The sequence below is a fragment of the Azospirillum sp. A1-3 genome (assembly GCF_023806445.1).
GTDB lineage: Bacteria > Pseudomonadota > Alphaproteobacteria > Azospirillales > Azospirillaceae > Azospirillum.
Genome location: NZ_JAMSLU010000002.1, coordinates 89241 through 101716, shown reverse-complemented (window position 1 = coordinate 101716; position 12476 = coordinate 89241). Strand labels below are relative to the sequence as shown.

Sequence of the window (12476 nt, the reverse complement as noted above, 5' to 3'; positions counted from 1 at the left end):
CCGCAAGCGAAAGCTATGATCGACGCCTTCAGCGAAGGCCCTGCATTAAACTACTCGATACTGACGGCCCAGGAATTTCGTGCCGCGTTCGATGTTCCGGCACCTCTCTTCCAAACAACAGATTCAGTTAAGATAAAACAAAGAACCGTGGCTCGTCCCGACGGTGCTGTTCGAGTGAGGCTCTACTATCCGGAAGGAGGCGGACCGTTCCCGATCACGCTCTATATACACGGCGGAGGTTTCGTTATCGGAACCCCGGAAACGACCGACGGCATATGCCGAACACTCGCGGCCAGGGCAAAAAGCTTGATCGTGTCGCCTGATTATAGACTGGCCCCCGAGGAGCCGTTCCCTGCGGGGCTAGAGGATTGCTGGGCTACGCTTCAGTGGGCATTGGATAATGCCAACGCGCTCGACGGTATCGTGGAGCGCGTTGCCGTCGCCGGGGATAGCTCGGGCGGGAACTTTGCCGCCGTGATCGCCCAGATGGCACGCAATTGCGGCTTGACCTTGAAGCATCAGCTGCTTCTCTACCCAGTGCTCGACCACAACTTTCAAACGCCCTCTTACTCCGAGTTCGCGCAGGGGTATTTCTTGACTTCGGAGATGATGCGGTGGTTCTGGCGTCAGTATCTGCCGGCTCACGCCGAGGACAACGACTGGCGCATTTCTCCGTCGAGGCAAGAGACTTTGGAGGGCCTCCCCGCCGCTACGATCATCACCGCCGAATACGATGTTTTGCGCGACGAGGCGGAGGCCTTCGCGTGCCGGCTGATCCTGTCGGGCGTACCCACGGCGTTTCGTCGCTACCAGGGGCAAATTCACGGCTTCCTCCTGCAGCAGGGAGCGATCGACGATGCCGATGCCGCGCTCTGCGCAGCGGCGGAAGCGTTGCGATTGGCGCTCCACGCGTAGGTTTGCGCCACGCAATTGAGCATCAGTACCCGGATCAAGGGGGTGGAAGAGGCACTCGGCATCATGCTGTTCTGGAGTCCAGGGGCGTGGTGGAAAAACGCCCCTGGACGTTACTGCGAACTCGTTTCAAACAATTCGCCAACAGTATGCGACCGGATGGCGGACACCCTGGCGGCAGGGCGCAACAGCGGAAGGGCGAGGTCCGTGTCCGTCAAAGGGTGGGAAAGCGGGCACTCTGATCCAGGAGGATCGGAGTGTCGCGAAAGGGAGAGCCTTGGCGCGATCAGGCTTGGCTCTGCTGGTCCTCGTGTTTCCGTGGATGGCCATCCACCAAAGAACGGGCGGCGTGACCGGCCTCTTCGAACCAACCGGCATCGCGGTGCACCAGCGATGCGGAGAAGGCGCCGTCGAGCAGCAACAGGATCTGGCGTGCGAGGGCTTGCGGGTTGTTATAACCCGCAAGCTCAAGTTCGTCCGCAAGCCATGAGGCGAAGGCGCTCTTGTGACGCGCACCGATCTTCACGGCGGGATGGCCCGGCATGGCGGCAAGTTCCGCCGTGGTCCGCAGGAAGCCGCAGCCCTTCCATTTCGGGTGGCGTGCGTTGCGCGCGAGGCTGGTAAAGATGGCTGCAACCTTCTCCGCCGCCCCGCCTTCGGCGCCGGCGAACCAGTTCGCCATCTGCTTCAGGTTGGGCTGGTCACGCGCGTCAAGATAGGCGGCGACGAGGTCATCCTTGCTCTCGAAATGATAGTAGAGCGTGCGCTTGGTGATGCCCGCCTTCTCCGCGATGGCATCGACACTGACGCGGCCGATCCCCTCCGCATAGAAGAGCTTGGAGGCTGCCTGGATGATCCGTCCGCGCGTGTCTGCATGTCTTGGCATGACGGCCAAAGTATACCGTACAGTGAGTATACTCAAGCCGTCACGGCGGCCATCCTGCCCTCCTCACCGACGAAGAGGAGACGATCATGATCAAGTGTGTCCTGAAGGAGATCGACGGAGCGGTTGCGATGCTGACGCTGAACCGCCCGGAAAAGCTCAACGCCCTCAATTACGAAACCATCGACGCCTTGCTCGCGGTTCTCGACGACATCGAGGGCGACAGCCATGTACGTGGGGTGATCCTCACCGGAACAGGGTGCGCCTTCTCCGCCGGCGGCGACATTCCCGAGTTCTCACGCTCCGTGGCGGAGAGTCCCGAAGCGGTACTTCGCGACTTCGTGGCGCGCGGCCAGCGGCTCACCGCCCGCATCGAGGCGTTCCGCAAACCCATCCTGGTGGCGGTCAACGGCCTCGCCTATGGCGGCGGCTGCGAGGTGACGGAAGCCGCTCCCCTCGCCATCGCGAGCGAGCGCGCCGTCTTCGCCAAGCCCGAGATCCGCCTTGGGATGCCGCCCACCTTTGGCGGCACCCAGCGTCTGCCCAGGCTCGCCGGGCGTAAGCGCGCCATGCAGTTGCTGCTCACCGGCGAGACCTTTTCACCCGAAAGGGCGCTGGAACTGGGCCTCGTCAACGCGGTCGTTCCTCATGAGGAACTGTTGCCGGCGGCGCGGATGCTGCTGGAGCGCATCCTCGTCCACTCGCCGCTCGCCGTTGCCACCATCCTCACCGCGGTCACGCGGGGCATCAATCTGCCCATCGCCGAAGGGTTGGCTGTGGAGGCCGAGCAGTTCGCCCGGATGGCACCGACCGCCGACCTGCGCGAGGGGCTGGACGCCTGGATCGCCCGGCGAGCGCCGGCCTATCCGGGCGTCTGGTCCTCCGCCGTCAGGAGCTGAACGATGGAAGGCTATACCAGCTTCACGAAGCAGGTCTTCGAGGCGTTCGTGGCCGCTGATCGGCCGGTCCCGGTACATATGCTCAACCTCATCCGCCTGCGCAGGCTGGCCGCCTACGAGGATGGTCGCGACGCCACGGGCCTTGAGGCCTATCAAGCGTACAGCCGGCTGAGCGCGCCAGTTCTAGCCGAGCTTGGTGGGCGCATCCTGTGGCGCGGGGGATTCGAGCTCTGATCTTGCCCTGGTTCGGTGGTTCTTGCGCACTTTGCGTGGATGGTCTGGGTTGCGGTAGCGAGCAGAGCGGGTATTGCCCACATGGAAGGAACATGCAGACGTTCTCTTTCCTTCCAGGCTGCCGCGTGCTTCAGATCGAGCGCGGCAGCCGCGGCTCCCTTGTCATTCTCGCAGAAAGTCGCCGAGGTAGTGCTCGTTGCCCGCACTGTGGTGCCGTCAGCCGCGTGGTTCACAGCCGATACCGGCGATCTCCTGCCGACCTCCCGGCCTTTGGGCATGAGATCCGTGTTGCCTTGCTGGTCCGGCGGTTCTACTGCCGGCAAGCGACCTGCCCCAAACGCACGTTCGCCGAGCGCTTTATAGGCGCTGTAGAGCCCCACGCCCGACGCACCCGGCGGCTGTCCAAGGCACTGGGCCGGGTCGGGATTGCTCTCGGTGGCGCTGCGGGGGCGCGGCTCGCCCGCGGGCTTGGGATGCCCGTCAGCAGGGACACCCTGCTACGTGTCATCCGAGCATTGCCCTTGCCGGCCGTTGAACCGCCACGCGTCGTCGGCGTGGATGACTGGGCGCTGCGCAAGGGGCGGACCTATGGCACCATCCTGGTCGACCTGGAACGTCGTCGTGTCCTCGACCTGCTGGCTGATCGATCCGCCAACACCGTTGCGGGCTGGTTGCGCGACCACCCCGGCATCGCCGTAGTGGCGCGGGATCGCTCCACCGAATACGCTCGTGCCGCCACCAACGGCGCTGGTCAAGCGACCCAGGTTGCCGACCGCTGGCGTGTGACCTGAGGGTTGTCGGGAAACACACCTTCCCGACAGTCCGCAAGGTTTGATGTTGGAGTGTCCTATGAAGGAACCTTGTCCACCCAAGTGCTGCTACCTGGACAGGCGAAGGAGTAATCCGACGTCTGAAGCTCTGGGAACAACGGCCACAATCTGGGAGCACCAATCCGGAGGCGGCCCAGCAGAGGATGGAAGGCTGAACGCATGTGAATGCCCGTCGTTAAGGTCCGTCATCGGCAACCGGCCAAAGGTGCTGACAGGCCGGCGCCAAAATGGCACGTGGGTCGGATCGTCGGTTGCCAGCCCCGACGACGGTGGCACGAAGACCCGCCGGACCATAGGGCGCAGCCTCCCCATCCGCTTCTCCACATCAGACAACAGGGTAAGCCCCATTCATCCCGTCTGCCGCGAGGCGACGGTATGCCAACCGCAAGGAAGGAGATGGTGAAGGGGGTAGAGGAAGGCGGAGAAAGCGAAAGCCATCCTGTAATGGGGTGGATAGGGCCTCGGTGATGAGGAAATACCCAGCCCGAAAGGGCGCAGACTTCCGCCATGGTCTCAACGGTCGAGCCCCCTTGGGGTGCTTGGAATTGCCGGAGACGTTGGATGGTGCAAACCGAACAGACCGGTGAACGTCCGCCGACGATGGCGTGGTCCGAGATCGATTGGACCACGACGGAAGCGGTCGTGAAGCGCCTTCAAGGACGCATCTACCGTGCCGCGGCGGCTGGGAACGGGCGGCAGGTGAAGAACCTGCAGAAGCTCCTGGTCCGCTCTACATCCGCAAAACGGCTGGCGGTCCGCCGGGTTACCCAGCAGAACACTGGCCGCAACACTCCCGGCATTGATGGCGTGGTGTGCAAAACGCCCGAAGGCCGGATGAGGTTGAGCACTGATCTGAGCCTCAAGGACTACCGCCCACAGCCGGTCCGCAGGGTGTACATCCCGAAGGCGGACGGCCGGAAGCGGCCCTTGGGCATTCCGACGATCCGGGATCGAGCCTTGCAGATGCTCGTCAAGATGGCGCTGGAACCCGAATGGGAGACACGCTTCGAGGCGAACAGCTACGGGTTCCGGCCTGGACGGTGCACGATGGATGCGATCGTCGCCCTGCACGCGATGCTAGCTCCTGCCGGCGCGAGTGAATGGGTACTCGACGCAGACATTGCCGGCTGCTTTGACAACATCGGACACGATCCGCTGCTGGCGAAGCTGCCGACGTTCACCACCACCATCCATCGCTGGCTCAAGGCCGGTACGGTGGAACTCGGCACATGGACGCCAACGACGGCCGGCACACCACAAGGTGGCATCGCGTCGCCCCTGTTGTCCAACATTGCCCTCGACGGCATGGAGCGGCTCTTCGGAGCCGAAGACACGCGGGGCCGCCCCGTTCGTCCAAGCCGGCGTCACGGCCTCAACCGTGGCCTCGGTCTGGTGCGCTATGCCGACGATCTGGTGGTGACGGCACCGACACGTGAAGTCTTGGAGACGTATGTTGTCCCCACGCTGACGCGATTTCTCGGAGAGCGTGGGTTGACGCTGAGCGAGAAGAAGACCCGGATCGTTCATATCGACGAGGGCTTCGACTTCCTCGGCTTCACCGTGCGAAGGTATCGTGGCGTGATCCTGACGACCCCTCAGAAGGCGAAGGTGGTGCAGCATCTGCGCACCATCCATGACTATCTGAGCAGCCATCGTCAGGCAACCGCCAGCCAAGTCATCGGCGAGCTCAACCCGCTGATCCGGGGATGGGCGAACTACTATCGGCATGGCGCCTCGAAGCGGACGTTCCATTCCATGGACCATCATGTCCACGCGAAGCTGTGGCACTGGGCCAAGCGCCGCCACCCGACCAAGTCGGCGGCCTGGGTCCGGTCGCGCTACTTCGACGCCAAATGGAATTTCGTGGATGGCCGTACCCGGCTCGCTCGGCACGACGACACTCCGGTCACCCGGCACAGCAAGGTCCAAGGAAAGCGAAGCCCGCTCAATCCCGACGACCAGGCTTACTGGGAAGAGCGGCAGCAACGACGCATGAAGGTGACGATGCACTCTCCCATGCGATTGGCCTTGCTGCGGCGACAAGACTTTCAATGCGCGATGTGTCGTGTTGGTTTTGATCCGGATGAGGATCTTCCTCTGATCGACGAACATCACAACATCCCGCGACATCGCGGCGGATCGGACCAGATCGACAACCTACAACTGGTACACCGGTGGTGCCACTATGGGCACCACGCGCGGATCGGGTACCGGGCGGCGGAGGCTTGAGCCGGATGACGGGAGATCGTCACGTCCGGTTCTGAGGGGGCTGGGCTTCGGCAACGGAGCCCAGCTACCCGACACCTGCTCGCCAATACGCGCCAGATGCTTGAACGCTGGCTCTTTGCCGTCCATGGTCGGCTTCGCCGGTTGCCGCCGGTCCACACCGACGCATCGGCCATCGCACCCCGACGCACCCGAGCCGAGAGAGTGGCGAGCGTTGCAAGCCGCGAGCGGTGGCTGGCCGTCTATAAACGCCCGGATCGACGGGACACCGCCCCGGCGCGCTTGCGGCGGATCACCGAGCCGCGGCCTGTTTAGCTTCGGCGTCGAACGCCTCTCGGCTGGCCTCAATTCCGGGCCAGTTGTCGCGGATCCAGGAGGTGAAGCCCTCGAGAGCGGGCAGCATGCTTGCCCCCCTTTTAGTCAGCTCATACTCCACGCGCGGCGGCACCTCTGGAAAATAGTGGCGGCTGATCAGGGTCGTGCCCCACGGGGTGGTGTAGGAGCTGTGGGGAACCGGCCCGCCGCAGCGCCCTCCCATGGCTGGCGTAGGCGGGCCGGTTATCCACAGCGGGCGGTCATCGTGGTTCTTCGGTAGAGTCTGGTCACCACAACACAACCTCGACCGAGGGTGACCACGATGACCGACGAGATGATGGCGCTTCGCGCGATGCTTGAGAAGGGCGCGGATGCCGATGTTCTGCGTGAGATGATCGGCTTCGCCGCCGAACGGCTGATGGAACTGGAGGTGCAGGGCCTGACCGGGGCCGGTCATGGCGAGCGGTCTGCCGAGCGGCTCGTCCAGCGTAACGGCTACCGGGATCGCGACTGGGAGACCCGCGCCGGCACTGTTGAGTTGCGCATTCCCAAGCTGCGCAAGGGGTCTTACTTCCCCGGCTTTTTGGAGCCGCGGCGGATGGCCGAGAAGGCGCTCACCGCGGTGATCCAGGAGGCCTACATCCAGGGCATCTCGACCCGCTCGGTCGACGATCTGGTCCAGGCCATGGGGATGTCGGGCATCTCCAAGAGCCAGGTCAGCCGGCTGTGCGAGGAGATCGACGAACGGGTGAAGACCTTTCTTGGCCGTCCCATCGAAGGCGATTGGCCCTACCTGTGGCTGGACGCCACCTACGTGAAGGTCCGCCAGAACGGGCGCATCGTCTCGGTGGCCGTCACCATCGCGGTGGCGGTCAACACCGACGGCCGCCGCGAGGTCCTGGGCATGGACATCGGCCCGTCGGAGGCCGAGACCTTCTGGATCGAGTTCCTGCGCAAGCTAAAACGCCGGGGGCTGAGCGGCGTCAAGCTGGTGATCTCCGACGCCCATGGCGGCATCAAGGCGGCGGTCACCCGCGTCTTCCAGGCGACGTGGCAAAGGTGCCGGGTGCATTTCTCCAGGACCGCGCTTGCCCATGCCGGCAAAAGCGGCCGGCGCGTCGTGGCGGCCTTCATCGCCACTGCTTTCGCACAGGACGATGCGGCATCCGCCCGAACGCAGTGGCGGCAAGTGGCTGATCAGGTCCGTCCAAAGCTGCCGAAGCTAGCCGACCTGATGGACGAGGCGGAGGAAGACGTCCTGGCCTTCATGACCTTTCCCAAGGAGCATCGGGCCAAGCTCCACTCGACAAACCCGATTGAACGTCTCAACGGCGAGATCAAGCGACGCACCGAGGTTGTCGGCATATTTCCGAACGAGGAGGCGATTACGCGCCTCATTGGTGCCATCCTCTTGGAACAGAACGACGAATGGGCTGTCCAGAGGGCGCGCTACATGACGCTGGAAACCATCGCCCCACTCGGCGATGATCCCCTCGTCAGCCTGCCCGCTGTGGCCGCCTGACAATCCCGGCCAGACCACCCGGAGACCATGAGCGCCTCTCCGCTCCTACACCACGGCCAGGGACACGATCCTGATCAGTCCATCACGTTCGAGATTGCGCAGGGTGAGCGTCAGCATTCTCTGGGTGATCCCTTCAATGCCGTTTTTGAGCTCAGAGAAGCGCAGTCGGTGGCCGTCGGCGACCGCCAGATGGGACATCACGAGGATGGTCCATTTGTCGCCCAAACGGGCGAGCACGCCGTTGGGCGCACACGGGCGAAACCGCGGGCCCTGTTCCGTCTCCTCGTAGGGGCGACCGTGAATGGTGCGGTTCATGCGTATCATCCGTGTGCCTGAGGCTGAAAAATGTGCCGTCTTCCGACAGCTTTCCAGTAGTATATATAGGTAACCCTCAACCGTAACGAGGGTCTGCAATGTCCACCTCTCAAGCTCCCATCCTGGTCTTCGGCGCTACCGGCCAACAGGGCGGATCCGTCGCCGCCGCCCTGTTGAAGGCCGGCTGGCCCGTCCGCGCGATGGTGCGGGATCCCCACGCCGTCAAGGCCGTCGCCCTGAAGGACGCGGGCGCCGAACTGTTCGAGGGCGGCTTGGACGATACGGCCTCCCTGCGCCGGGCCATGAGCGGCGTCCACGGCGTCTTCAGCGTCCAGCCCAGTTCGCCGGGCGGCGTGATCAGCGATGCCGACGAGGTCCGCTATGGTATGACGGTCGCGGATCTCGCCGCCGAGAGTAGGGTGCGGCATCTGGTTTACAGCTCGACCGCCGCCATCAGCGATCGGCCTTCAGGCGTCGGCCATTTCGACAGCAAGGCCGAGATCGAGGCGCATATCCGCACCCTGCCGGTGCCCTATACGATCGTCCAACCGGCCTCCTTTATGGAAATGCTGATGATGCCGGGCTTCGGGCTGGACGAAGGCCGATTCACCTTCTTCATGCGGCCGGACCAGACGATGCAGTTCATCGCCGTGGCCGACATCGGCAAGATCGTTGCGCCGGTGTTCGCCGATCCCGGCGCCTTCGTCGGGCGAACCTTCGACATCGCCAGCGATGGCGTCACCGGCCAGGAACTGGAGGCGCTGTTCGGCGAGGCGGCCGGACGCCGCATCCTCTATTCGCGGTTCCCGGAAGAGGTGCTTGCGGCCACGCCCTTTCTCGCCAAGCTGATGGGAGTGATGGATGCGGGGCCGCTGGCGGGCGCGGCCGATCTGGACAATCTGCGCCGAATCAACCCTGAGTTGCAGTCCTTTCGGGACTGGCTGGCCGGCGACGGACGCGAGCTGTTCCGCGCGGCGCTGAACGCCAGCGGGGCATGGGCCTACGCCCAGCCCTAGGCTCAGAACACATAGCAAAAAGAGCACTGTGGCGGCGAGAGCGATGGCAGACAGGAAGACGGTCGGGCATCGATCGTAGCGAGTGGCGCCGCGCCGCCAGTCTTTCAGGCGTCCGAACACTACGTCTATGGGATTGCGTTTATGCGATTACGTCGCACTATGTCGTCCGCCGCTCGGCCGATCACAGCGCCTATCCTGACAACGAAGACAAGCTGGCACTGCAAGACACGCTGATGAACCTCGTCAGCCTTGGGCAGGGAGTGAGGGACGCAACCGGCGGCAGTGGTATGGATCCGGCGGCGAATTTCCGCCGTCGCGCAATGCCGCTGCTGGCACAGTCAAGTTCAGGCTGGCTTGCGGGAATGCAGGTCGGTAAAGGGTCGCGATGACGACGTCCCGTGATCCTCGTTACGCCGGCTACCGCTTCCCTGCCGAGGTCATTACGACGGCGCTGTGGCTGTACTTCCGTTTTCCACTGAGCTTGCACATGGTGGAGGAGATGCTGGCGGCCCGCGGCATCATACCGGCGAGCGGAGGCGCTGACTCAGAGCATGTTCGTAGACATCATGCGTTGAAGTCCTTGGGTATGAACCGCTGCAGGCGCCTGGAGAGGATGGAGATGAAGGCGATTTGGACGAAGGCGACGAAGTGCTCCTTTGTTCGCTCGACGATGGGGTTCAATCGGCGGTAGCGGCTGATCCAGCTGAAGGAGCGCTCCACCACCCAGGCGATTTCGGTGGAGATGAATACCCCCCTTTCGGCCGCGGGCGATCCGCCGGACCGTGATGCCGAACGCTTCCGCGGCTTTGGCCAGACGTTCGCCGCGATTGCCAAGATCGCCAATGGCCGGCCCTTGGAAGCCACGTTCGGCGAGCTGGCGCAGCACCGGCACGATGCCTCTGGTGTCGTGCACGTTGGCTGACGCAGCATCGATCGCCAGCGGAATGCCATACTTCTCCACCGCGAGATGGACCTTCTCGCCGCGGATCTTCTTACCGCCGTCCACGCCCCGCGCAAAGCAACTCGGGGCCGAAGGGCAGGTGCGGCTGTCGATCACGATGGCACTCGGCTCCGCAGTATCGCCGCAGGTCAGCCGCCACGTGCGGCGCAGTCGGTCAAGCAAGCGCCGCCACAGCCCGAGCCGAGTCCAGCGGGCGAATAGGCTGTACAGCGTGCCGAAGGGCATGCCGGAGAGCTGGCCGATGACGCGCCATAGCGTGCCACAAAAGCACACGCACCAGATCGCCATGATCGCCTTGCGCAACGCTGCTCCGGTGAGCGCCGGCTTGGGCCCGGAACGGGTTGGGCGACGGCCATCGGCCGCCATCGCTGTCAGCTCGCTCAGCACCTCCTCGACAAAAGCATCGACGTCCGAGAACGCATCCCAAGACGCCGGCGTGGTGCTTGCGGGACGAACGGCCGTGCCCACAGAGTGCGAATCCAGGTGGTCAGAACAAGGGCCGCAGATCTACCAGACCTTGCCCCGCCGCACCACTCCTGTTCAGCTTAAAGTAGCATCCCGCACAGCACCAGTTAGGACGTGCCTGCCACGAACAAGCTCTCAGGTGTTCGAACAGGTAAAGTTCGTCAGTCAGGCGCCCCTTTGATCGGCAAGGACGCGGAGTGCCGGCATCCCGGCGCTAGGCCGGTATGATCTACGCCTCCGAATGACGCGCCGCCCGCGCTCGCGCCCTCCATTTGGCGCGAGGCGGCCGGCCTTGTCCTGTCGGCCGGAACTATCAGGCAAGCCCAAGCAGGCGCCGGGCGTTGTTGCCGAGTATTTCCGCGCACTCCCGGTCCGTCAGGTCGGAGCCCAGGATCTCCAACAGGGGGAAGGGAACGCTGAACAGTTTGGGCGAGGAGTAGAAGTCGGTGCCCAGCAGCAGCCGGTGCGCTCCCGCCTCGCGCACGAAGCGTTCGACCATGTGGGAAACCGGAACCATCACCCCCGTGTCGAACAGGATGTTAGGATGGCGCCGCGCGATGTGCGGCATCCAATGCGCGAAGTCGGGAGACGAGAAGGCGTCCAGCGCGACGAATTGGACATCGCGGAACCGTTCGGCCAGCACCTCCAGCTTCCAAGGAGATTCCAACTTGGAATCGCCGATGATGTGGATGAAGGCCGGTACACCATGATGACGGACGCGCTCCAGCAGCGCGTCCATGCGCGGATGGTCGATGGCGCATCCCTGGAACCGATGGTGCCAGACGATGCCCTTCATCCCCAGAACCTGGATGCAGCGGTCGATCTCGTCCAGCGCCGCATCCCCTTCCAGCGGGGACACGGTGGCGAGCGCCGCGGGAAAGCGATCGCTCCAGCGGTCGCGGTACTCGGCGACCTGATCGTTGACACGACGGGTATCGGCAATGCCGTTCGGCGCCTGATAGCCGTTTGACGGCATCAGCAGCGCCTGGGCGATGCCGTGGCGGTCCATGAAGGCGATCCGCTGTTCGGCATCCACCGCCATGCCCCCTGCGCCGCCCCCTGCGCCGCCGACGATGTCGAGCGAGCCGACATGGTGATGCAGGTCGAAGACCTGGAAGGATTTGGCGTCACGCATCCGATGTCCTCCAGAATTCGCTGTAGTCCGGCCGCCGCCGGTCGCGGAAGGCGCCCAGCCCCTCCGCCCATTCGCCGGGAGGCACCTCGGCCAACATTGCCCGCACCCCCGGCCAGTCGAGCGGTGCTGCGCGGCGCACTGCGCGCTTGACCGTGGCGATGGCCCCAGGCGGCGCCCCGTCGGTGATGGCGCGCGCCAGTTCCACCGCACCGTCCACCGCGCCTCCGGCCGGAACGACGCGGGAGACCAGCCCCATCGCCGCCGCCTCCTCTGCACTGATGCGGCGCCGGGTCAGGATCAGGTCCAGGGCGTGGCGGGGGCCGGCGATCTGCACCAGCCTTTCCAGCCCGGTGTTGGGCACGACCCCCAGCCCCAGTTCGGGCAGCGCAAAGACGGCGTCCGCCGCTGCGACCACCAGATCGCAGCACAGCGACAGCTCGAATCCGCCACCGAGCGCCCGGCCATGGACGGCGGCGATGGTCGGACGGGGATGGCCGTCCAGCCGTTCGAACAGGTCCATCGGCGTCGGCCCGCTGGGCGCCGGCGTCATCCAGCCGGCGTCCAGCAGATCGCCGATGTCCGCCCCCGCGCAGAAGGAGGGACCATCGCCGGCGATGACCAGGGCGGCGGCCTGGTGCGCCTCGGGTCGGTCGAGCGTGGCGAGCAGGTCGGCCACCAGATCGCCGGCCAGCGCGTTGTGGCGGTCGGGCTTCGCCAGGGTGATCAGCCCGACCGTTCCGCGCCGTTCGAAACGGACCGTCAT

Annotated in this window: 12 protein-coding genes and 3 pseudogenes; 8 read left to right on the top strand and 7 right to left on the bottom strand. The window is 64.6% G+C overall.

The genetic code is table 11. The annotated features are described in order from the left end of the window. Window positions 1-15 precede the first annotated feature (15 nt). The gene (locus tag M5E06_RS13795) at window positions 16-915 is read left to right on the top strand and encodes an alpha/beta hydrolase (RefSeq protein ID WP_252138650.1); all 900 of its coding nucleotides are present in this window, start codon (window positions 16-18) and stop codon (window positions 913-915) included. A 283-nt stretch (window positions 916-1198) separates the two neighbouring features. Here the strand turns inward: M5E06_RS13795 and M5E06_RS13790 are convergent, their stop codons facing one another. Continuing rightward, window positions 1199-1798, bottom strand: a complete 600-nt coding sequence (locus M5E06_RS13790) for a TetR/AcrR family transcriptional regulator (RefSeq protein ID WP_252138649.1) — start codon at window positions 1796-1798, stop codon at window positions 1199-1201. An 86-nt stretch (window positions 1799-1884) separates the two neighbouring features. Here M5E06_RS13790 and M5E06_RS13785 point away from each other — a divergent pair, with 86 nt between their 5' ends. The 4 genes and pseudogenes from M5E06_RS13785 to ltrA all read left to right on the top strand — a co-directional run bounded on the left by M5E06_RS13785 (window position 1885) and on the right by ltrA (window position 5987). Continuing rightward, the gene (locus M5E06_RS13785; RefSeq protein ID WP_252138648.1) at window positions 1885-2694 is read left to right on the top strand and encodes a crotonase/enoyl-CoA hydratase family protein; all 810 of its coding nucleotides are present in this window, start codon (window positions 1885-1887) and stop codon (window positions 2692-2694) included. A gap of 3 nt (window positions 2695-2697) precedes the next feature. Beyond that, window positions 2698-2928, top strand: coding sequence for a DUF1330 domain-containing protein (locus M5E06_RS13780; RefSeq protein ID WP_252138647.1), 231 nt, complete (start codon window positions 2698-2700; stop codon window positions 2926-2928). 92 nt (window positions 2929-3020) lie between these two features. After that, window positions 3021-3713, top strand: a pseudogene (locus tag M5E06_RS13775) (ISL3 family transposase); the annotation flags it as partial. Window positions 3714-4319: 606 nt separating this feature from the next. Next, a complete protein-coding gene (gene ltrA / locus M5E06_RS13770; protein ID WP_252138646.1) occupies window positions 4320-5987 on the top strand; it encodes a group II intron reverse transcriptase/maturase in 1668 nt (555 codons plus the stop codon). 289 nt (window positions 5988-6276) lie between these two features. Here the strand turns inward: ltrA and M5E06_RS35840 are convergent, their stop codons facing one another. Then, window positions 6277-6522 carry a winged helix-turn-helix transcriptional regulator gene (locus M5E06_RS35840; protein WP_353654328.1) on the bottom strand — a complete coding sequence of 82 codons (246 nt, stop codon included), beginning with the start codon at window positions 6520-6522 and terminating at the stop codon, window positions 6277-6279. A 99-nt stretch (window positions 6523-6621) separates the two neighbouring features. On the opposite strand from M5E06_RS35840, the gene M5E06_RS13765 reads away from it, so the two are divergent. Continuing rightward, window positions 6622-7821, top strand: coding sequence for an IS256 family transposase (locus tag M5E06_RS13765; protein WP_252136941.1), 1200 nt, complete (start codon window positions 6622-6624; stop codon window positions 7819-7821). A gap of 45 nt (window positions 7822-7866) precedes the next feature. On the opposite strand, the gene M5E06_RS13760 is transcribed toward M5E06_RS13765, so the two are convergent. After that, window positions 7867-8136 carry a winged helix-turn-helix transcriptional regulator gene (locus M5E06_RS13760; RefSeq protein WP_252138645.1) on the bottom strand — a complete coding sequence of 90 codons (270 nt, stop codon included), beginning with the start codon at window positions 8134-8136 and terminating at the stop codon, window positions 7867-7869. A 98-nt stretch (window positions 8137-8234) separates the two neighbouring features. Here M5E06_RS13760 and M5E06_RS13755 point away from each other — a divergent pair, with 98 nt between their 5' ends. Continuing rightward, window positions 8235-9152, top strand: coding sequence for an NmrA/HSCARG family protein (locus M5E06_RS13755; RefSeq protein ID WP_252138644.1), 918 nt, complete (start codon window positions 8235-8237; stop codon window positions 9150-9152). Between the two features lie 12 nt (window positions 9153-9164). On the opposite strand, the pseudogene M5E06_RS13750 reads toward M5E06_RS13755, so the two are convergent. Beyond that, window positions 9165-9293 (bottom strand): annotated as a pseudogene (locus M5E06_RS13750) (IS5/IS1182 family transposase); the annotation flags it as partial. 244 nt (window positions 9294-9537) lie between these two features. Between M5E06_RS13750 and M5E06_RS13745 the strand changes: the two are divergent. Beyond that, a pseudogene (locus tag M5E06_RS13745) lies at window positions 9538-9672 on the top strand (IS6 family transposase); the annotation flags it as partial. 24 nt (window positions 9673-9696) lie between these two features. Here the strand turns inward: M5E06_RS13745 and M5E06_RS13740 are convergent. The 3 genes from M5E06_RS13740 to M5E06_RS13730 all read right to left on the bottom strand — a co-directional run bounded on the left by M5E06_RS13740 (window position 9697) and on the right by M5E06_RS13730 (window position 12476). Further along, window positions 9697-10581 (bottom strand): transposase, encoded by an 885-nt coding sequence (locus M5E06_RS13740; RefSeq protein ID WP_252138643.1) that lies wholly within the window; start codon window positions 10579-10581, stop codon window positions 9697-9699. 310 nt (window positions 10582-10891) lie between these two features. Continuing rightward, entirely contained in the window at window positions 10892-11713 is an 822-nt protein-coding gene (locus M5E06_RS13735; protein WP_252138642.1) for an amidohydrolase family protein, read from the bottom strand. Continuing rightward, window positions 11706-12476, bottom strand: coding sequence for an enoyl-CoA hydratase/isomerase family protein (locus M5E06_RS13730; RefSeq protein WP_252138641.1), 771 nt, complete (start codon window positions 12474-12476; stop codon window positions 11706-11708). The genes M5E06_RS13735 and M5E06_RS13730 overlap by 8 nt, the downstream gene beginning before the upstream one ends.